Below are 21,454 nucleotides of genomic sequence, written 5' to 3'. Positions count from 1 at the left end.
CTTCATGACCTCCATCCAATGAAAAAGCCGCTTCCTTCCGCCATTCAACCACCCCGCCGCGCCGACCGGTTGCTGGCCTGGTTCTGCCCGCCCGATCTGCTGGAAGAAATGCTGGGCGACCTGCACGAAGAGTTTGCCTATCAGGCTCAGCTACTCGGAGAAAAGCGGGCCCGGCGGCGCTACTGGTGGGAGGTGCTGGGCTTTCTCCGGTCGTGTGCGCTTCGCCAACATCATTCAACGACTACCTTATCTTTTCGTATCGCTATGTTCAAAAATTACCTGAAAGTCGCGTGGCGGAACCTGCTGCGCCAGAAGATGTATTCCGCCGTTAAAATCGGAGGCTTCGCCCTGGGCATCGCTGCCTGTCTGCTCATTGCCCTCTTCATTCGACACGAGCTGAGTTACGACCGCCAGTACCCCGACGGCGAGCGAATCTACCGTGTGGTGGCGGTGTTCGACGACCACGGAACCATCCAGAAAGGGGTGGCCTTTCCTGCGCCGATGGGGCCTGCCATGCTCGACGATTTTCCGGAAGTGGAACAGGCCAGCCGGCTCAACACGAGCGAGCTGTTCGGGGCGGGCACCGGCGAAGTGCGCCCGGCCGACCGGGTGCAAAACCAGTTTGAACGGGGACTGGCCTGGGTCGACCAGGCGTGGCTCGACATGCTGCAACTGCCCATGGTGTACGGCACGCGCGAAGTGGCCCTGGCTACACCGCAGTCGATCGTGATTACCCGGCAGATTGCCGAAGAGTACTTTCCTGACCAGAACCCCGTTGGCAAGCAACTGATCATCAACAACAACGAAGACCAGCCTTTTACCATCGGGGGCGTGATCGAAGACTTTCCTGCGAATTCGCAGTTCGATTTCCATTTTCTGATGACAATGACGGGACGCGAGTTCTGGCAGGATGAACAGACCTCTTGGGGATCGAGCAACTATACCACTTTCGTAAAGCTGCGCCCTAGCACCGATCCGGAAGCACTGGCGCCGAAACTGACGAAGGGCATCATGGACAAGTACGTGGTGCCGATGATGCGGGAAGAGGGCGTGGTGGACATCGAAGAACGGGTCGCCAGTGGGCATCTGGTGTTGCAGCCCATCGCCGACGTGCACCTGTATTCCGACGGCATTGGAGATCGTACGGCCCACGGCGACATCCAACTGGTGTGGATCTTCGGCATCATTGCGGGCTTTATTCTGCTCATCGCCTGCATCAACTTCATCAACCTTTCGACCGCCAAGTCGGCCAACCGCGCGATGGAAGTGGGGCTGCGCAAAGTGGTGGGCTCCGACCGCCGGGCCCTCATCAGCCAGTTCCTGACCGAATCGATTCTCTTTTCCGTCTGCTCGTTTGTGTTGGGACTGCTGCTGGCGTGGAGCGTGCTGCCCTACTTCAACGAAATGGCCGGCAAAGCGCTCCTGTTTCCGTGGCAGGCGTGGTGGCTGGTGCCGGTCATTTTGGGCGGGGCGTTGCTGGTGGGAACCCTGGCCGGGCTCTATCCTTCGTTCTATCTGTCGTCTTTTCAGCCGATCCAGGTGCTGAAAGGCAGTCTGCGGGCGGGCAGCCGTCGTGCGCCCCTGCGAAACCTGCTGGTGGTGTTTCAATTCACCATCTCGATTGTGCTGATCATCGGGACGGGCATCATCTACCGGCAGATGCACTACATCCTCCACAAAAAACTCGGGTTCGACAAAGACCAGGTCGTGCTGATTCAGGGGGCGCAGACGCTGGGCGACCAGACCAAGACGTTCAAACAAGAATTGACCGGCCTTTCGGACGTGCGGTCGGTGACCGTGAGCGACTTTCTGCCGGTATCGGGAATGCTGCGCAACGGCAACACGTTTTTCCGCGAAGGAAAACAGCGGGAAGAAGCGGGAACACCGGGGCAAATCTGGAACGTCGATGAAGACTACATTTCCACCATGGGCATGCACCTGCTGGAAGGCCGGAACTTCTCACCCGAACTGGCCAGCGATTCGCAGGCGGTGGTGATCAACCAGGCGTTCGCCCGGGAGATGGGGTTGAAACAGCCCCTCGGGCAGCGCATCACGAACGGGTACCTGAACCTGGAAATTATCGGCGTGGTCGAAGATTTTCACTTTGAGTCGATGCGGCAGGCCATCGAGCCGCTATGCCTGCGGCTGGGTAACAGTCCGTCGGTTGTGGCCGTGAAAATCAGTTCCAACGAGCTGCCCCGCGTGCTGGCCTCCATCGAAGGCGTCTGGAAAAACCTGCTGCCCTACCAGCCGATGCGCTACACGTTCCTCGACGAACAGTTCGCCCGGATGTACGACGACGTGCGCCGCACGGGGCTGATTTTTACGGCGTTTGCCGGACTGGCCGTCGTGGTCGCTTGTCTGGGCTTGTTTGCCCTGGCCGCGTTCATGACCGAACAACGGGCCAAAGAGATTTCGATCCGGCTGGTGTTGGGTGCTTCGCTCCAGAGCATCTTCCGGTTGCTGACGCAGAATTTTCTGGGGTTGGTGCTGCTTTCCCTGGCGCTGGCCGTGCCCATTGCGTGGTACGCCATGCACCGCTGGTTGCAGAATTTTGCCTACCCGACGGAGCTGGGCTGGGAACTCTTTGCCGGGGCGGGTGTGGCGGCACTGTTGATTGCGCTGCTGACCATCAGCTACCAGGCGCTCCGGGCGGCCCTGACCAATCCGGTCGACGGCCTGCGCAGCGAATGAGCCCTATTGTGATGTGGCGATGTGGTGGTGTGGTGATGTAGGGAGGGGCTACATTTCCTTCCGGGCAGGCAGGTTAACATGGGATTAAAATAAATAGGGAAGTTTCATCATTCTTTCAAATGAATTAACTTGGTGGGTCGGGGAGAAGGGCCGAGCCGTCCGGCTGGTCGCTACTGCGCTCCCCATGAACCTACTTTACCTGGCATGAACCGAAGATCCGCTTTACAAAACCTGGTCCTGTTTGCGGGGGGCGTGATGATTTTCCCCGCCTGTAGTCGCGAGACGAAAGAGGGGCAGCCCGCCTCCATCGAACTCACCCACCTCGACGTTTCCGCCGATCAGGAAGCGATGATGGCCGAACTGGTCGAAACCCTGATCCCGACAACCGACACGGCCGGGGGCAAAGCCATGGGCCTGCACCTGTTTGTCCTGAACATGGTCGACGACTGCTACGAATCCACGCACCAGGAGGCTTTTCTGCAAGGCATGGCGCAATTCGACGAGATGGCCCGCAACCAAACGGGCGAGTCTTTTGCGGCCACCACACCCGAACAGCGACAGAAACTCGTGGCCGACCTCAACGGCCGAAAAGGAGACGATGTGCTGACGACTTTCTATTCCATCACAAAAAATGAGACGATCAAAGGCTATTTGAACTCGGAACTGGTCATGACCAAACTGCGGGTGTACGAACTGGTGCCCGGGCGTTACAATCCTCTTTTTCCGATCAAAGCCTAACCTACATCATGGCGAACCTGAACATAGACAGCGTGAAAGAACGCACCTTCGATGCCATCGTCATCGGTTCCGGCATCAGCGGCGGCTGGGCAGCCAAAGAGCTCACCGAAAAAGGGCTGAAGACCCTGGTGCTGGAGCGGGGCCGCGACGTGAAACACATCAAAGATTACCCCACCACCAACCTGAAACCCTTTGAGTTTGAACACCGGGGGCAGATTCCGGTGGAGGTGCTCAAGGAAAATCCGGTGGTCGGGCGCTGCTACGCGTTCCGCGAAGACGCCATGCACTTCTTCATGAAAGACAAGGAAGTGCCGTACGTGCAGGAAAAACCGTTCGACTGGATTCGGGGCAACCAGGTGGGAGGGAAGTCGCTGTTGTGGGCGCGGCAAACCCAGCGCTGGAGCGACTTCGATTTCGAAGGCCCTGCCCGCGACGGTTTTGCGGTCGACTGGCCCATCCGCTACAAAGACCTGGCACCCTGGTACAGCTACGTGGAGAAGTTCGCCGGGATTTCCGGCAACAACGACGGCCTGGCCGAACTGCCCGACGGCGAGTTTCTGCCCGCTTTCCCGCTCAACAGCGTAGAGTCGTATTTCAAAGACAAACTGAAAGAAAACTACGGTGACGCGCGCCACGTGATCAGCGCCCGGTGTGCGCACCTGTCGAAACCGCAGTCCATCCACATGGAACAGGGCCGTGCGCAGTGTCAGAACCGGGTGTTGTGCCAGCGCGGGTGTCCGTTCGGGGGCTACTTCAGCAGCAACGCCTCGACGCTGCCCTGGGCGGAGCGGACCGGCAACATGACGCTGCGTCCGTTCTCGGTGGTGAAGTCGGTGATCTACGACGATCAGGCGGGCAAAGCGACCGGTGTGCGCGTGGTCGATACCAACACCAAAGAAGAAATCGAGTTTTTCGCGAAGATCATCTTCGTCAATGCATCGGCCCTGGCGACCAACCACATCCTGCTGAACTCTACCTCCAACCGCTTTCCGAACGGACTGGGGAACGACAACGGCCTGTTGGGCAAGTACGTGGCTTTCCACAACTACCGCGCCCGCATCGGCGGGACGTACGACGGCTTTAAGGAGTACGCCACCGACGGACGCAACCCGGCCGGCGGCGGGTACATTCCGCGTTTCCGCAACGTGCGCAAACAGGAAACCGATTTTCTCCGGGGCTACGCAGCGGGCTTCAGCGCCCACCGGGGGCAGTTCGAAGATCGGTCCGGCTACGGCAAAGACCTGAAAGAGGCGCTGCTGAATCCGAAGTGGAGCGAAGACTGGTACGTCGGGTCGCACATGATGGGCGAAACCCTGCCGAAGGAAAGCAACTACGTGAGCCTCGCCGCCAACCAGCAGGACGACTGGGGAATGCCGCTGCTCAACATCTCGGTCGATTACGACGACAACGACGAGAAAATGGTGGCCGATTACCTGGAGCAGATGACGGAAATGTTCACCAAGGCCGGCTTCAAAAACATCCGCGCGTCGGACTCGAAGCAGGCCCCCGGCCTCGACATCCACGAGATGGGCGGCGCTCGGATGGGTCACGATCCCAAAACGTCGCTTCTGAACAAGTACAACCAGCTGCACGCCTGCAAGAATGTGTTTGTGACCGACGGCGCCTGCATGACGTCCACCTCGACGCAAAACCCGTCGCTGACCTACATGGCGCTGACGGCCCGCGCCGTAGACCACGCCGTGAACGAACTCAACAAACAGAATTTGTAAGCGCTTTGCGCCCAAGCAAAAGCCTCCGTGTCTTCCAATGATGCGGAGGCTTTTTTATGTCCTGCCGGTTTCGGCCACACGAAAGGTCGGGCCTCTGTGGCGGCCACCTTCATCCGTCCGGTGCCGAATTTCTTCTCTGCCCTGCGGGTAGCGACTGCATTTCTTAACGAAAGTCAACGTCGGGAGCATGCCGCGCCGTCTACCTTTGTTTCATACAAAAACGGAGTTACCCATGAACGCAGTCCTCGCAGCACACGAAACCAAACAGACCACCGTACGTCCCGCCGCCATCGCCGCCGGAGCGGCCATTTTGCTGATGGCCGTAGTCGCCGGAGCAGTGATGGGCCTCGTCTTTGAGAAGATGCTGGTCGCTGACGATCCCGCGGCCACCTGGCACAACCTTCGCAACGCCACCACCACGTTCCGGTTCGGCATTTTGGGCTGGACGGTCATTCTGGTGTGCGATGTCGTGGCCGCCTGGGGGCTGCACGTGGTGTACCGGCGCAAAAACCAGGCGCTCTCGTTGCTGACGGCCTGGTTCCGGCTGATCTACAGTGCATTGCTCGGGGGCGCCATTGCCTGCCTACTGCTCGTGCTGGGGCTGGTGGAACGTCCTGAAACGTTCGTGGGCTTGCTTGACTCGGCTCCGGCCGCCGACCTGGCGCTGTGGCTACTCAACGGATTTTACCGCATCTGGTCCCTCGGTTTGCTGGTGTTCGGGTTGCACTTGCTGGGCCTGGGCGTGCTGGTGTCTGAGCGCCACTGGCTGCACAAAACGTTGAGCGTACTGCTGCTCATCGCCGGGGTCGGATACCTCCTGACCAACGCAGCGAACCTCCTCTTAGCCGACTACGCCACCTACAAAGCCGTGGCAGAAGGCATCTTTATGGGACCGATGATTCTGGGCGAAACGGGACTGGCGGTCTGGTTGCTGCTCAAAGGTGGCAGAGCCTAACGCGTCTACAGCGCGACCTTCTTGGCGACGAGGCGCTTGCGAATGCGGCTCAGCGATTCGGGGGTGATGCCCAGGTAGCTGGCAATCTGGTGCTGAGGCACGCGGTGCAGCAGGTCGGGCCGGTTTTTCTGGAGGTCCAGGTACCGTTGTTCCGGCGACGAGGTGATGAACCGGGAGAAGTGGTCTTTGGTTTCGTTGAGCTCTTTTTCCAGCATCTGGCTGGTAAGGGCCTGCAGGACCGGAAACTTTTCGTAGTTCTGCGCATCGTGTTCCGCATCGCCGCAGATCAGCAGCGAATCTTCGACGCAGACCAGGTACTGATCAGAGGGCTTCTGGTTCACGTAGTGGGAGGACGAAATGGTCCCGTTTTGCTCGGTGAAGAACGCCGTGGTCTTTTCTGTTCCGTCCAGAATGCAATACTGCCGCACGCACCCTTTCAGCACGAAAAAGCACTGCGTCGGCACCTCGCCCTCCTGGAGCAAAAGCGTGCCCTTCCTGAAGCGTTTTACGGGAATGAGTTCGGCAATGGCCTCCAGATCTTCGCCCTGGAGGACCGGAAAGCTGGCCAGAAATTCAATCAATTCATGTTTCATAGGCTTGTGAGGGTGAATAAGGCGACCAACGCTCTGTGCGAACGAAGTCGCCGGGTGATGCTGTTCGCTCGACGTGTGGCTTAGTCATGAATCTTTACCACCAGTCCGTTGGCTTTCGTAAGATCGTTGCGCTCGATCAACGCGATGAGGTCGCCGCTCGGCAATTGCTTAATGGTTCTCACCCTTCCTTCGAGGGTCAGTCCAAAGGTTTCGTTGGTCTGGCGATTGTACTTCATCAGCCTTCGGTAGGCCAGTGAGCCGATAAGAAACGAGTTATTCCAATCGGCAATCGTGCTGTTATCGACCTTTAATAAACACGCCGGAGCAATTGCCTGCCCGCCGTCGTCCGTCGGAACGGTCCAGTAGTATTCAGGTAGTACCGTGAAAGTCGCGGCCGAATCTTCCGAAAGGGTAGACACCCCGGCTCCGTCATAATTAATGCCGTAACTGAACAGGGGCCAACCGTAATTTTTGCCTTTTTCAATGATGTTGAATTCATCGCCGCCCTTGGGACCGTGCTCCACGCCAAACAGGGTCCGGGTCGATTGCTCAAAAAACAACCCTTGCACATCCCGGTGCCCGTAACTCCAGATGGTGGTGGGGCCGCCGAATCCCTCAAACACCGGATTGTCGGGGGGAACGCTCCCGTCGTCCATCAGCCGATGAATTTTCCCCGCGTCGTCGTGGAGATCCTGGGCATTCAACACCGGATTTGTGCTGGTGGAAAAGTTGGAGTTTCCGACGTTCAGGAAAAAATGAGTGTCATCTTCCCACACGATCCGCATCCCGTTTCCGGTATAATTTTGACTGCGGGTTGCGAAAATGGGCTCAAACTGCGTGGCGGTATGGTCCTGCACGTTGAGTCGCGCCACCTTGGCGAAGCCATCGGCTGCCAGGTAGGAAATGTAGATCCAGGCGTTGGTGGCGTAGTCGGGATGCAGGCTGATGTCCATCAGGCCCCCGTGCAAAATTGCGCGCAGGCTGGGGATGCCGAAAGTGGCCACGTCCGGCATGCCATTGATCTCGGTAAGCGTGCCCGCTTTGAAGTGGAACATCTTCCCAACCCGATCGGTAATGAAATATTCGTTTTCGCTTACGATGGCGATGCCGTACGGGATGGTGAAGCCTTGGGCCAGGGTATCCACCGCAAAGGCATCGTGGCTGATCGGGTAAGGTGAAGCGGGCACTTTGACCACGTTGGTCGTACAGCTGGCGAGCCCGCCCCACATCAGGAGGGAAGAGAAGAGGAGGTTGGTTACTTTCAAAACTAGACTATCTTTTGCTTTTTTATGTTTAGGTTTAAAAAATCTACACGCGGAGTCGAAGACTCATTTTGCTTTCCTGGCCTTCAAGGGTATTGAGGCCGTCCGTATACCAGTTCAATAGGTTCACGATGTTATAGCTTCTTTGATCTCTTCAGAATTTTGAGTAGAAGAAGAGCAAAGAGATGCCCGGCCTCACTCCAGTTTAAGGTAGGATTCCATCCCACGGCCTTATTCGTACATGGAAGCTCCCTTCAAGAGGGTCTTGAAATTTTCCCAAGTCGCTACGTCAGCGTCCGTATTCAAGTTCATAGTATCATAATATCCTTGAATGTCCTCAGTATAGGAGGCCATTGCTTCCAGGAAATCTTCAAGCGTTTGATTCTTCCACTCCGGTTTACCTTCTTCTAAATCCTGTCTGAACGCTTTCAGAAACGCTATGAATTCTATTCGTGTCATCCACTCCTTTTGAGTACTGCCCGGCCGGCTCAACCGTTGAATATAGCATAAATCTCGGGGATGCCGCCGCGACCGGTTTCTGCACTATCCGAACAGGTTGGTTTTGATGAATTCGTTGTGAAGTTTCCCTTGCGGGTCGTAGGTATGAATCAGGTCTTTGAAGTCGGCCAGACGCGGGTAGCGGGATTGCAGCGTTTTCGGGGCGAGGGTGAACAGTTTCCCCCAGTGCGGTTTGACGTGGAACGGCGCCAACGCCTGTTCGATTTTCGGAAGAAGTTTCCGGACGGCGGGCCAATCGGGTTTCCAGGTAAAGTGGATGGCGATGCTGGGTTGCTGGTAACAGGGGCTCATCCAGAGGTCGTCGGCGTCGATGGCGCGGATTTCGGAAATGAACAGGTGCGGGCTGATGGCGTTGCCCAGCTTAGCCACCGCCTGAATGGCCGCCACGGCCCGGTCGCGCGGCACGAAGTACTCGGCCTGCAATTCCTCCCCGCTGCTGGGTGTGAAGCCCATTTTAAAGTGGGGAAGGCGCTCGTACCAGGGACCGGGGACGCCCAACTGATCGGTACAGTGGATGGCCGACAGCGCCGCAATGGGGTGCAGGTTTTTGGTGGCGGCCTTGGCCCCGTAAAAGTCCGGTTGTGCGCCGAAATCGGTGCCGCCTTTCTCCAGGGCTTTAATCCATACTTCGTTGATGGTGTCCGTCGTCCAGTCGGTAAACAGGCTGACGCTGTAGCCCGCCGACATGATTTCCTCGAAATGGTCGGGCAACTGTGCCATCGGCAGGTGCTCGTAAACGTATTGCCGCATGGTGAACGTGGGTTCCAGCCGCAGCGTGATGTGGGTGATGGCCCCCAGCGCTCCCAGGCCGACCACGGCACCCCGGAACGCCTCACCGTCTTTTTCGGCCGAAAGGGTGCGCACCGATCCGTCGGGTGTCACAACTTGCAGGGCCGTAGCCGCCGTGGCGAGATTGCCGTTCTGCCAGCCCGAACCGTGGGTGGCCGTGGTGCAGGCGCCCACCACCGTAATGTGGGGCAGCGACGCCAGGTTGTGGACCGCGAAGCCTTGTTCGTGCAGGTAGGGCGACAGCTCACCGTAGTTGACGCCGCCTTCGACCGTAACGGTGGCGGCGGCTTTGTCGAGCGACACGATGCGCTTCATGTTTTGCAACGACACCAGGTGGTGCTGGCTATCGGCAATGCGGTTGAAACAGTGGCGACTGCCCAGGGTACGCCATTGAGACAGGGCTTTGACCTGTTGCTGCACCTCCGCCACGGACTGTGGATACGAGACGTGGGTGGTGCTGTATTCGATATTTCCGGCCCAGTTTTTCAAAGGTTCGTTGGGTTTCCAGCTGGCAAGTGGTGCAAGTATACTACCGGCCGCGAGGGATGACGTGAGTTTGACAAAGGTTCTGCGTTGCATGGTGGGAGGTAGGGTAGGGAGTCAGAACGTGGGAGACCGGCGACCCGGGGGCCGACGAGCCTACAAAGTATCATTTTTCGCCCAAAAAACCTGCGATTGATTCGGATGCCACGGGGTTGTTCCACCTACCCGGCTGCCCTATACGCCAACGCTGCGGAAGTTTTACTTGGCCACGGACCCGAAGTAGCGCGCGGCAAACGGAATGAACGTCGGCCAGTTCGGCACGACCGTATGGCCCCCGGCGTGCTGACGGAACGCCAGATCGCCTTGCGTCAGCGCTGTTTCCTGCGGGGGAAAGGTCGTGGTGCCGAGGCCCTTTTTGCCGAGTAGCTCGTAGACCGGTGCGGCCTGCACGGTCGCCACAAACATGCCGCGGGCGTCGATCCACTGGCCTTCGACCGCTGGCGACCCTACGCTGATGAACACCGGCCGGGGGGCACACAGGGCGATCAGCTCGTGGGCATCGACGGGCAAGTCGTTGGGCGTGAGCGGCCCCGCGTATTTGATGAAGTTGGGCGCAAACCAATGGTACTCCGCAGAAGAAGCCAGGTTTTCGACTTGCTCTCCGAATTGCCGCCGCAGGATTTTGGCACCACCCGCCCCAGACGAGCCGATGAACCCAATGGCGAAACGCGGCTCGTAGGCCATGGCAACCAGCGCCGCTTTGCCGTAGCGCGACAGCCCTTCGATGCCGACACGGCGCGCATCGACCGAGCGATCAGCCTCAAAATAGTCGAGGGCGCGGCTGGCTCCCCATGCCCAGGCGCGCAGGGTTCCCCAGTCGTCGAGCTGGCGGGGTTGCCCCTGGTTCATCAGGCCGATGATGCCTTCGCGCAGGCCCGCACCGTTGTCGGCCTGGAAGCTGGTCGGAATCAGGATGGCGTACCCCCACCCTTGGGCCAGCAACTGTTCCTGCCACGTAGGATGCTCGACCGGCGGACGCGGCCAGTTGGCCGGAAAGTTCCAGCCGAATTCCAGCATCAGCGGAACGGCGCTCGTGGCCCGGGCGGGCGTGGTCAGGGTCATCTCCAGCGTCACTTCGATCGCCGGATAAGCGGAATTGTCGACGTGCCCCCGAAGTTCTTTCCGGACGACGGGATAGGAGCCCTCCAGCGTATCGACTGTGCGCACGACTTCCCAGGTGACGGCGGGCGTGTGGTCCGGCATGCGGCCGTAAACCTCCCGGTCGAACGCTTCCCGAATTTCCCGTTGCCGTTTTTGCCACTGTGCCGCTGCTTTTACGGGCTTGCCGCTGTCGAACACGAGCGGATCGGGGAGCGACGTGTAGGGCGATGCCTTGGCTTCGTCGGCATTGGCGGCGTTGGGAGCTTCCGGATTGCCGGAGGGCCCCGGGCGCAGGGACGTAATGCCCAGGCGTTGCATCATGAGTTGATGGTCTTGCTGGCTCAGGCGGTTCAGACTGTCGCGTAACTGTTGCGAGGGTTGCGTCCGGGCCTGGAAGCTCCAGAGCAGAAAAACGCCGAAAATAAGGTAACGCATAAGGGTGCTGTTGAATCGTGTGAGGGCCGGAGACGAAGCGGGACTGCTCGCGCCGGTGTACCAAAACAGAGGGACTGCCCGGCACCAACTTACCCGATGCCTTTCTGAAAAAGAAAAAAGCGCCCCGCCGGCAATTCAGGCGGCGTATTCGCCCGGATCGGGAACCGCTTGCCGGGCCTGACGCTTCTCGAACGCGTAGAGCGCGCCCCCGCCGAGCGCGAACATCAGTCCGACGCCCGATACGCCCGCCCAACCCGCGTGCTGCCAGCCGAGGCTCGCGAGCCAGGTGCCCAGCGCGCCGCCGAGAAAATAGGTGACCATGTAGACTGTGTTGAGGCGGTTCTGCGCGGAAGGTACCAGACTGAACACAATCGACTGGTTGGTGATGTGGGCCGACTGCACGCCCACATCGAGCAGCAGCACCCCCAGCACCAGCCCCCAGTAGGTAGCCGAAAGCCCGTACAGAAGGCCCCAGGAGACGGTGATGACCAGAAACGACAGTCCGATGAGTTTGCGCTTGTCGAGCGAGTCGGTCAGTTTGCCCACCACCGAAGCCGACAAGGCCCCGGCTGCGCCGATCAGGCCGAACACGCCGACGGTATCGCTCCCCTGAAAAAATGGGGGGCCTTCCATCAGAAAGGCCAGCGTGGTCCAAAAGGCGCTGAAACTCCCGAAGGCCAGCCCGCCGCGCAGGGCTGCCAGTCGCAGGGCCGGTTGCGTTTTTACGAATTGTGTCATGGACCGCAACAGCGATCCGTACCCGCCCCGGTACGTTGGCGCGACTTCGGGCAGGAGCCACAGCACCGCTCCCCAGAGCAGCGCCATCAGCCCCGCGGCGATGTAGTACATGGCGCGCCAGCCGAACTGTTCGCCCACAAACCCGCTCAGGGTACGCGAGCACAGAATGCCCAGCAGCAGCCCGCTCATCACCGTGCCGATGGCTTTCCCACGCCGGGCCGGATGCGCCAGAAACGCCGCCATCGGAACGAACAACTGCGGCACGACCGACGTCAGCCCGATGAAAAAACTGATCAGGATCAGTTGCACGATGCTCGTGGAGAGCGCTGCCGCCAGCAGAGCGACAATGATGAACACGAAATCGAAAACGATCAGGCGTTTCCGAGGCAGCATGTCGCCCAGGGGCACCAGCAAAAACAGACCGGCCGCGTAGCCCAGTTGCGTAAACATGGCGATGTAGCCGGCCTGCGTTTCGGTGGTGTCAAACGCGGCGGCAATTTTGCCCAGCAGCGGCTGGTTGTAGTAGTTGTTGGCAACGACCAGACCGGAACCGACCGTCATCAGCCAGAGCGTAGTAGAGGTCAGTTTCGAGTCCGTCGGAGTAGCATCATCCATAGCGTGAAAAAGTCATCAGCGGCCTGCGGCCACGTTCTTCGTACGAAGGCCAGCGGCGGGAGGTACCCGATTGACCGAAAAAGTGAGTTTTCCGGCAAAGTTACGCCAGAAGTAGTCCGGCGGGCGCGTTACATCGGCCCGAAATCTCTACATTTCGGGATTGAACAACTTAGGCTCGGACCGCACGACCCCGAGCCACTGACTAACCACTTGTAAACCCGCTTTTACACCATGCACAATGCGCTTACGCAGCCGCCCGCCGGGACACGACCCACCGCCGCCGCTGCCTTCACGGAGAAGAAATTTCTGACGACACTCGTCTTTGTGGTTTCCCTGTTCATGCTCTGGGGCATTGCCATCACAATGGGCGATGTGCTCAACCGCCACTTCCAGGACGTGCTGCACGTCTCCAAGGCCGAGTCGGGGCTTGTGCAGTTTTCCATCTTCGGGGCCTATGCCGTGATGGGCATTCCGGCCGGGCTGTTTATGAAGCGGTTCGGGTATAAAAACGGGGTGTTGCTCGGGCTGACGCTCTACGCGTTGGGTGCGTTTCTGTTCGTGCCCGCTGCCAATGCCGAGTCGTTCGGGTTTTTCCGGCTGGCCCTTTTTGTGCTGGCCTGTGGCCTGGCCACGCTCGAAACCGTAGCACACCCGTTTGTGGCGGCCCTGGGTCCGCAGCCGACCAGCGATCAGCGTATCAACTTTGCTCAGGCCTTCAACGGGCTTGGTGCCGTAATCGGGCCGCTGCTCGGGGGGTACTTTATTTTGCGCGCTACCGAGGGACCGGTGTCGGGCGGAGCCGACCTGGACTCGGTCAAGCTGCTCTACGTCGGCATCGGCATCGTCATTGCGTGCATTGCGGTGGCGTTTTTCTTCGTCACCGTCCCGCCCATTCAAGACCCGCATGCGGTAGACGTAGCCGCCGAAAAGGACGCTTATGCCGTTCCGACCGAGCCGGCCGCCATCCAACAGCCTAAGAAACTGTTTCAGCACCGTCATTTCCGCTGGGCCGTGGCGGGCCAGTTTTTCAACGTAGCGGCGCAGGGCGGCACGTGGGCGTTTTTCATCAACTACGGCGTCGACGTGATGGGCCTGATCGCCGAAAATGCCGCCTACTATTTTTCGCTGAGCATGGTCATGATGATGGTCGGCCGTTTTCTGGGAACGTTCCTGATGCGTTTCATCGCGCCGAACAAACTGCTGGCCGCGGCGGCGCTGTGCAACATCGTGATGTGCCTCATTGTGGCGCAAGGGTGGGGCGTTACCTCGTTCGTGGCGCTCATCCTGGTCAACTTCTTCTTCAGCATCATGTTCCCGACCATTTTCAGTCTGGCCCTCAAAGACTTGGGACCGCATACCCAACAGGCGTCGTCGTTCATTACGATGGGCGTGGTGGGAGGCGCACTGTTTCCGCCGGTCATGGGGCTGATCGCCGACCAGAACGTTGCGCACGCCTACTACCTGCCGATCATTTGCTACGTGGTGATCTTCCTGTTCGGCGCGCGCTTCTACCAGACCGGAAAATGACGCGGTCGCGGCGATCTAGCTAGCTCGAATCTTGATTGGTCTTTGCATCCCTCTGCTCTGTCGGCAGGGGGATTTTTTTTGCGGATGATGTTCCTGCACCAGGGGAGTAGTGACCTCATAATCCTGAAACATTTTTTCGACTGACACCTTGCATGTTCCGGCATGGGCCCCCATCTTTGTCACTGTTTAGAATTAATCTAAATAAAAATAAAGATTCATGATTACGACGGATGTGCTCATCATCGGGGCGGGGCCCTGTGGTCTTTTTACCGTTTTCGAAGCCGGCCTGCTTAAGCTGCGGTGTCATTTGATCGATGCCCTGCCCCAACCGGGTGGGCAACTGACTGAGATTTACCCCAAGAAACCGATCTACGATATCCCCGGCTATCCTACGGTGCTGGCCGGCGACCTCGTGCGGAACCTGATGGAGCAGATCGCGCCGTTCCGGCCCACGTTTACGCTGGGCGAGCGGGCCGAGCGTATTGAAGAAGTCGGGCCGCGGCGGTTTCGGGTTACTACCCACCGCGGCACGGTAGTCGAAGCGCCGGTCATCTGCATTGCGGGGGGGCTGGGCAGTTTCGAACCCCGCAAACCGGCGATCGAAGGGCTGGCCCAATTCGAGGAGCGGGGCATCGAGTACATGGTGCGGAATCCGGAACAGTTCCGCGACCGGCGGGTGGTGCTGGCCGGCGGGGGCGACTCCGCGCTGGACTGGACGATCTACCTGGCCGACGTGGCCGCCGAAGTTACCCTGGTGCACCGTCGCCGTGACTTCCGGGGCGCGCCCGATTCGGTCGAGAAAGTTCACGAGCTGGCGGAGACGGGGCGCATCCGACTTCTGCTGGATACAGAAGTTGTGGGTGTGCAGGGCAACGGACACCTGCGCGAACTTACCCTGCAACACCGCGAACATGGAGCCTTTACACAAGCCACCGATTACCTGATTCCGCTCTTCGGACTGACGCCCCAACTCGGTCCCATCGGGTCGTGGGGGCTGGGCATCCACAAAAATGCCATCGAAGTCAACACCTTCGACTACAGCACCAACGTGCCCGGGATCTATGCCGTGGGCGACATCAATACGTATCCCGGCAAACTAAAGCTGATTTTGTGCGGCTTTCACGAAGCCACGCTGGCCATGCAGTCGGCCTACCAGTACATCCATCCCGATAAAAAACTGAGCCTGAAATATACCACCGTCAATGGCATCGAAGCATTTGCCTGAGACGACCCAATCTTAAGTCCTGCGTTCCGGCCGGTACCGCTTTGGCCTGAACAGCGCTTTCGCCCGGCCGGGCGCAGGCCCAACTTACGTCCCGACGCCCGGAGTTTCCGCCGTCCGAACCTTTGCTGACCTAGACCCCCGATTTGCCATGAGTGCCTGTAAACCCGTTGTCTTCATCAACCAGGAAGGATTTTGCATTTCCCAATGCAGCGACTGTAAACAGGTCGGCTGGTACTACCGCAACCTGCTGGTGGGGTTTTCGGAGCGCGATTTTGTGCAGTTCAGCCAGCGGTTGCTGGACCTCGATTTTACGCGGCAGAGCGTGTTGTTTCCCGACGGCGTACGCTACACGTTGATCCGCACCTGCCACGCCGACATCCAGTTTTGTTTCACGGAAGACGAACTGGCCACGGTGCAGAAAGGGCTGGCCAACGCGCTCCTCCTCATTGAGGTGCACCAGATGATGAGCGACTCCAACTAAGCCACAGGACGCTACAACCCAGGTTTCTTTTCTCCTCCGAACGTCGATTCTATGAAATGCTCCGGTGAACGTTACTACGCCAATGCTCTTGGGTCTACCGAAAAGTGCACCTGCCAGGGCGACGTGCACGTCAACTTCGGGCACATTTCGCTCTTGCTGAACCGCCCTCAGCTGCACCATTTCGTCGAGTACCTGCAGGGCGTGCTGAAACTGGAGGCCGACGTGCCCGATCCCGACGCGCGGTGCGTGTACCTGCCCACCCGCGACGAGGCACTGTTATTCGCCATGACCTACCACGAAGTGGAGCAACTGACCGAGCTCCTGTCGCAGACGCTTTTTCTGATGGAAATCGAAGACCTGATGCAAAAGTGATAGCCTGCGTGTAGAAACGCAGAAAATCGGCGGCGCAGGCTTGCCCGTTGGCGGGGGAGCCTCTATTTTTGAGCCATTATTTAAAATAAGTCTAAATAAACTTAGTAATCTACGTGAAGCATCTTTACGCGCTCTCGTTCCTGATGTGGCTTATCACATTAGGTTCCGCATCGGCTCAAACGGGCCGCATTACCGGGACGGTCGTGACCAACGACCACCAACCCGCCGAATTTGTAAACGTCTACCTGAAAGGTACCACCCAGGGCGCTTCTACCGATGCGGAGGGTACGTTCGAACTTCAGGACATCCAGGCCGGGTCGTACACCCTTGTGGCCAGTAGCGTAGGGCTGAAGAGCGTATCGCAACCGGTAGAGGTCCGCGCCAACCAGACGACCACCGTTTCGTTCACGTTGGAAGTAGACGGAAAAGAGCTGGAAGAGATCGTGGTGCGTGCCAACCCGAGCCTTTACGTAACCGATTATCCGTCCATCTCGCTGCGCCTGAAAACGCCGCTCCTGGAAACGCCCCAGAACATCCAGGTCATCAGCAACCAAGTGTTGAAAGACCAGCAGATTTTCGACATGCAGGAAGGCGTGATTCGCAACGTCAGTGGCGCCACCCGGTCGGAGCACTGGGAGACCTACGCGCGGATTGTGATGCGCGGTTCGCGGGTAGCGTCGTTCCGCAACGGCATGAATGTCACCGAAACGTGGGGGCCGCTGACGGAAGACATGAGCATGGTCGAACGCATCGAGTTTGTAAAAGGGCCGGCCGGTTTTATGCTGGCCAGCGGCGAGCCGAGCGGATTCTACAACGTGGTGACCAAAAAACCGACGGGCTTCACCAAGGCAGAAGCCAGCATGACGGTCGGCAGCTTCGGCACCTACCGCAGCACACTGGACTTCGACGGCAAGTTGAGCAAGGATGGCAAAGTACTGTACCGACTCAACCTGATGGGCCAGCTGAAAGGCACCCACCGGGCGTATGAATACAACAACCGCGTGTCGGTGGTGCCCGTCCTGAAATTCCAGATCAACCCCCGTACGTCCCTCACGGCCGAGTACACCTACCAGTACGTGCAGATGTCGCCCATTGGCTCCAGCTACAGCTATTCGCCGAACGGTCTGGGCGATTTGCCCGTCAACTTCTCTACCCTGGAACCCAACATGCGCCCGACGACCGTCAACGACCAGTCGCTGACGCTGACTTTTTCGCACAGCCTGAACGATGACTGGAAATTTACCAGCCAGCTGGCGTACCTGAACTTCGATCAGGTGGGGCAAAGCCTGTGGCCGTCGAGCTTCGTCGGTGATACGCTTCTGCGGGCGGCGTCCATCTGGGACATTCTGGGCGTCACCAAAGTAGGGCAGTTTTTTGTGAACGGCGACGTGCGCACCGGAGCGCTGACGCACCGGATTCTGGCGGGCCTGGACATGGGCGACAAAGATTATTACCACGACTGGGCGCAAGGCGGAGCCATTACCGGCGCAAGCAGCTTCAATGTGTTCAATCCCGTATACGGTCAGGTGCCGGCCAGCGCGTATCCGGTCTACGACCGCAGCCTCGACATCCGCGAGCGGGGCGTGCGCTACAACAACCAGTATGCCGCACTCTACCTGCAGGACGAAATCCGGATGCTGGACGAAAAGCTGCGACTCACGCTCGCGGGCCGCTACACCACCACCGGCGACGCCGATCCGTATTCGGGGCAGGTGGATGCCGAAAAATTCACGCCGCGGGTCGGACTCAGCTACTCGCTGACGCCCAGCATGAGCGTGTACGGCGTGTACGATCAGGCCTTTATTCCGCAGGCCGGGGCCTCCTTTGAAGGAACGCCATTCGACCCGATTGTCGGCGACAACAAAGAAGTCGGCCTGAAAACCGATTGGCTGAACGGGCGCTGGACGGCCTCGCTGGCCGCGTACCAGATCACGAAAAACAACGTGCTGACCTCCGACCCCGAGCACCAGTATTTCTCCATTCAGTTGGGCCAAACCAAAACCCAGGGCCTGGAAATCGACTTGCGCGGCGAGTTGGTCGAGGGCCTGAACGTCACCATGAACTATGCCTATACCGACGGTAAAGTCACCAAAGACACCGACGGCTCGTTCCAGGGAACGCAGATTCCGGGCACCGACAAGCACATTGCCAATGCCTGGCTGCATTATAAGTTCTGGCAGGGCGCGTTCGAAGGTCTGGGGCTTTCGTTCGGGGTGCAACATTCTTCGGGCCGTACGGCCTGGTACGGGGCTTACGACCGTACGGTCGATCCTTCCATGCCCGACTACACCCGGTTCGATGCCGCGGTTTCGTACCAGTTCGGCAAAATGGGCGTCTCGCTCAACGCCAACAACCTCTTCAACGCACAACTGCTTTCGGGAGCCTATTATCCGTACAGCAACTTCTATTACTGGCAGGCCGAGGCGCTGCGGAATTATCGGTTGTCCATGAACTATCGTTTCTAACCACGAACCTCTTCAGCTAAGCGATGAAACGGCGGGTATGTATACGCGCCGTTTTTTTTATGCAGGTTCAGTAAACCCGCCGGGAAAAGGCCACCGGGTGGCGTTGGCAACGCTCAAAGACGATGGAAGAGAGCGCTGACTTAGAGGCACCAATGCCTGTGCAAACTGCCCGGATCGGCGAAGTGGAGAGGGTTCAAAACGGGAAGCGTAGCCTCAACCTCGTGGTATGCCACCAGGCGTAAGGGCAACGAGGGCGTCGCACATGGGGGCGCAAACGCTGTGGTCTCGAATGGGCAATAGCTCGATGTGGCTACCGAGAGAAGCCAAAAAAAGCACGTTCTCTGTACCGGTGTTAGTCGCAGTACAGAGAACGTGCTGATGCGTTGGGTGCCAAACGAAGTAAGATCAGGAAGGATCGACACGCGCCACGGCCGCGCGATTTTTACGGGCTGGTGCCGGTGCCGACCGTTTGGGCAGCGGGTTGCGCTGACGCGATTTTTTCCGGCGTCCCCACCAGATCAGAAAACCGGTTACCGGCAGACTGGCAACGATCAGGCTTGCAAAGAAAGCGAGCAGTTTTCCGGGAAAGCCCAGAATGGCCCCGGTATGGATGTCGTAATTCATCCGGAACAGTTTGTCGGTCGCATCGGCGTCGGCCAGGCGTCCGTACACGTGGTCGACCGAGAGTTCTTCTAACGTATACTGATCGAAATAGCGGTAGTCCAGTCGCCAGAACGTGCCGTCCTGCGTATTGACGTTGGCGGCAATCGGCGAGGCGGGCGTTTCAGGAACGTGCACTTCCAGCACTTCGGCCGTGGGATGTTCGCGGCGCATTTGCTGCCAGATCCGGTCCATCGCCGGTACGGCTTCGGCTTCCTGAACGAGCGTGGCCGTGGTGTCGGAAAGCGGCTCGATGTACATCAGCTCCTTCTCACCCCCCAGGGCCGTATATGTGCCTTGCGCAAACCACTGAAAGCCCCACACCAGCCCCGTCAGGGCCAGCACCAGCGCAAGCCAGAGCGCATAAACCCCCAAAACGTTGTGCAGATCGTAATTCTTTCGCCGCCAGCGGGCGTTCCACTTGATGGAAAAGCGCTGCCGTGCGGCGGACTTGTTTTTGGGCCACCACAGCACCAGTCCGGTCAGCAGCATCACCACAAACACCAGAGTAGCAGTTGCCACGACCGGTTGCCCGATGGGGGCCGGCAGCCAGAGGTAAAAGTGACCGTCGAGCACAATCTGAAAGAAATCTGCTTCCATGTCCTTGACCTGCTGGATGGCGCCCGTGTAAGGGTTGAGGTAGACCAGGTAATAATAGTACTCCGGCTCGTAGTTGTAGAAAATGACCTGGGCGGCCTCGCCGGCTTTAGGGTAAAGCACGGCGTGTACCTTCTTTTCGGGCAGGGCCTCTTCGGCAATGCGCTGCAACTGCGAGGGCGGCAGGGGAGTGCCCTGGGCCTCTTCGACGAAGCGGTACGGCTGGGTGAGGTTCTGAATTTCTTCCTGGAAGGCGTACAGACAGCCCGTCAGTGCCACAATGAAGACAATAAGCCCGGACGCAAGGCCGAGCCAGAGGTGCAGGGAGCCGATCAGGCGTTTCAGAGTCAAAGGCGTGGAGTTGGAAGTCATTATTTAGAAAGAGTAAAGATAAGGAGCATCAAGCACTTCTACGCACGAAAGGAGCACATTCCTGTAACCAGTGGCCATCGTCACAAGCGCTGGTAGCGGATCAGGGGGTACCCCCGGTCACCGGCGTCGTTGTAAAAGCTGAGAAACTGAAGTTTATAGTAGTGGTTTTCGGCCGTGCGGACCAGATACGACCAGTCGTCGTGCACGGTGTACTGGTTTGTGGCCATGTCGAAGGTCTTCCAGTCAAACCCGATCACATCCAGTTGTGCCGTAAAGGCATAGGCCGGTACCTGTTCCAGCGTCAGGGACGCAAAGGGCTGTTGCCGGGCCGGAATGGAGTCGGTAGCGACTGTGGCGTGGCGGTTGAGCAGCACGCCGTTGACCAGGTAGAAGCGGAAGGCCGGATCGGGCTGGTCCTCGAAAATATGGGTATAGGTGGTGAAAACCACGTCCCAATCGGTTTTCGGCGGCTCTACTTCGACGAGTTGCCCACCATCCTCAAAGGAAAAGAACATTAGGTTGTACAGCGGGTCCTGCGTGATCCGCAGGGAATCTTCGCCCGCCCCGTTCAGGTCTGCGTATCGCAGCACGACCTGATGCCCCGCCCGGCGCAGCTGAATTTTTTTTGTGCCGATCGGCAAACCGGACGTTTTCTGGCCGCGGTCGATGACAAATACCGGGGCGTCGGTCGCCCGCGTCCACCATCGGCCCAGCACCGTGCTGTCCAGAAGTCCGCTCGGCGGATCGGGCCGAAACGCGAGTCCCGCCCGGCTGGTAACGCTCGCAAAGTCTTCGGTCTGCGGATCGGCGGCGTACATCCGCTTGGCGCCGTTCAATACCACATAGAAGCTGTCGGGACCGCAATAGAACCCCAGATCCCAGCTTTCCCGGTCGCGGACGGTTGCCTGTCCCGTGCTGAAATCGAAATAGACCTGATCGCCATAACCGGACCCCAGGTCGGCCTGAAACGTTTCTTCCGGTCCCGGGGGCGGGAGTTGCAGAGGCGTATCTTCCGCCAGGCATCCGCTGAGCATCGTCCCCAA

At 58.8% G+C, this 21,454-nt stretch carries 16 protein-coding genes; 9 read left to right on the top strand and 7 right to left on the bottom strand.

The annotated features are described in order from the left end of the window. The first annotated feature begins 18 nt into the window (after nucleotides 1-18). The 4 genes from BLR44_RS16230 to BLR44_RS16215 all read left to right on the top strand — a co-directional run bounded on the left by BLR44_RS16230 (nucleotide 19) and on the right by BLR44_RS16215 (nucleotide 6,117). Nucleotides 19-2,694, top strand: a complete 2,676-nt coding sequence (locus BLR44_RS16230) for an ABC transporter permease (RefSeq protein WP_218127101.1) — start codon at nucleotides 19-21, stop codon at nucleotides 2,692-2,694. 204 nt (nucleotides 2,695-2,898) lie between these two features. Next, a complete protein-coding gene (locus tag BLR44_RS16225; protein ID WP_089683857.1) occupies nucleotides 2,899-3,432 on the top strand; it encodes a gluconate 2-dehydrogenase subunit 3 family protein in 534 nt (177 codons plus the stop codon). Nucleotides 3,433-3,440: 8 nt separating this feature from the next. After that, nucleotides 3,441-5,162, top strand: a complete 1,722-nt coding sequence (locus BLR44_RS16220) for a GMC oxidoreductase (RefSeq protein WP_089683855.1) — start codon at nucleotides 3,441-3,443, stop codon at nucleotides 5,160-5,162. 232 nt (nucleotides 5,163-5,394) lie between these two features. Beyond that, the gene (locus BLR44_RS16215; protein ID WP_176956079.1) at nucleotides 5,395-6,117 is read left to right on the top strand and encodes a DUF4386 domain-containing protein; all 723 of its coding nucleotides are present in this window, start codon (nucleotides 5,395-5,397) and stop codon (nucleotides 6,115-6,117) included. A gap of 5 nt (nucleotides 6,118-6,122) precedes the next feature. On the opposite strand, the gene BLR44_RS16210 is transcribed toward BLR44_RS16215, so the two are convergent. From BLR44_RS16210 to BLR44_RS16185, 5 genes are all read right to left on the bottom strand, one after another. Beyond that, complete coding sequence (locus BLR44_RS16210) at nucleotides 6,123-6,710, bottom strand: Crp/Fnr family transcriptional regulator (protein ID WP_089683851.1); 588 nt, start codon at nucleotides 6,708-6,710, stop codon at nucleotides 6,123-6,125. Between the two features lie 80 nt (nucleotides 6,711-6,790). Then, complete coding sequence (locus BLR44_RS16205; RefSeq protein WP_089683849.1) at nucleotides 6,791-7,975, bottom strand: PQQ-dependent sugar dehydrogenase; 1,185 nt, start codon at nucleotides 7,973-7,975, stop codon at nucleotides 6,791-6,793. A gap of 540 nt (nucleotides 7,976-8,515) precedes the next feature. Then, a complete protein-coding gene (locus BLR44_RS16195) occupies nucleotides 8,516-9,859 on the bottom strand; it encodes an FAD-binding protein (protein ID WP_089683845.1) in 1,344 nt (447 codons plus the stop codon). Between the two features lie 162 nt (nucleotides 9,860-10,021). After that, on the bottom strand, nucleotides 10,022-11,359 hold the full coding sequence (locus BLR44_RS16190; protein WP_089683842.1) for a glucuronyl esterase domain-containing protein: 1,338 nt from the start codon (nucleotides 11,357-11,359) through the stop codon (nucleotides 10,022-10,024). Between the two features lie 135 nt (nucleotides 11,360-11,494). After that, nucleotides 11,495-12,712, bottom strand: a complete 1,218-nt coding sequence (locus BLR44_RS16185; protein ID WP_089683840.1) for an MFS transporter — start codon at nucleotides 12,710-12,712, stop codon at nucleotides 11,495-11,497. A 231-nt stretch (nucleotides 12,713-12,943) separates the two neighbouring features. Between BLR44_RS16185 and fucP the strand changes: the two genes are divergently transcribed. The 5 genes from fucP (at nucleotide 12,944) to BLR44_RS16160 (ending at nucleotide 18,782) form a co-directional block, all read left to right on the top strand. Beyond that, the gene (gene fucP, locus BLR44_RS16180; RefSeq protein ID WP_089683838.1) at nucleotides 12,944-14,239 is read left to right on the top strand and encodes an L-fucose:H+ symporter permease; all 1,296 of its coding nucleotides are present in this window, start codon (nucleotides 12,944-12,946) and stop codon (nucleotides 14,237-14,239) included. Between the two features lie 217 nt (nucleotides 14,240-14,456). Continuing rightward, the gene (locus tag BLR44_RS16175) at nucleotides 14,457-15,464 is read left to right on the top strand and encodes an NAD(P)/FAD-dependent oxidoreductase (protein WP_089683837.1); all 1,008 of its coding nucleotides are present in this window, start codon (nucleotides 14,457-14,459) and stop codon (nucleotides 15,462-15,464) included. Between the two features lie 148 nt (nucleotides 15,465-15,612). Further along, nucleotides 15,613-15,945, top strand: coding sequence for a hypothetical protein (locus BLR44_RS16170; RefSeq protein ID WP_089683835.1), 333 nt, complete (start codon nucleotides 15,613-15,615; stop codon nucleotides 15,943-15,945). 51 nt (nucleotides 15,946-15,996) lie between these two features. After that, nucleotides 15,997-16,317, top strand: a complete 321-nt coding sequence (locus BLR44_RS16165; RefSeq protein ID WP_143017329.1) for a hypothetical protein — start codon at nucleotides 15,997-15,999, stop codon at nucleotides 16,315-16,317. Nucleotides 16,318-16,430: 113 nt separating this feature from the next. Beyond that, a complete protein-coding gene (locus tag BLR44_RS16160) occupies nucleotides 16,431-18,782 on the top strand; it encodes a TonB-dependent receptor (protein WP_245706085.1) in 2,352 nt (783 codons plus the stop codon). Nucleotides 18,783-19,187: 405 nt separating this feature from the next. On the opposite strand, the gene BLR44_RS16155 is transcribed toward BLR44_RS16160, so the two are convergent. Together BLR44_RS16155 and BLR44_RS16150 are read right to left on the bottom strand one after the other, a co-directional pair. After that, entirely contained in the window at nucleotides 19,188-20,390 is a 1,203-nt protein-coding gene (locus BLR44_RS16155; protein ID WP_089683829.1) for a PepSY-associated TM helix domain-containing protein, read from the bottom strand. A 101-nt stretch (nucleotides 20,391-20,491) separates the two neighbouring features. Then, the gene (locus tag BLR44_RS16150) at nucleotides 20,492-21,445 is read right to left on the bottom strand and encodes an HmuY family protein (protein WP_089683827.1); all 954 of its coding nucleotides are present in this window, start codon (nucleotides 21,443-21,445) and stop codon (nucleotides 20,492-20,494) included. Nucleotides 21,446-21,454: the final 9 nt, after the last annotated feature.

The organism is Catalinimonas alkaloidigena (assembly GCF_900100765.1).
In the GTDB taxonomy this organism is placed as follows: domain Bacteria; phylum Bacteroidota; class Bacteroidia; order Cytophagales; family Flexibacteraceae; genus Mooreia; species Mooreia alkaloidigena.
Note: the sequence above shows the minus strand (reverse complement) of the source record. Positions and strands in the feature narration are given on the sequence as shown.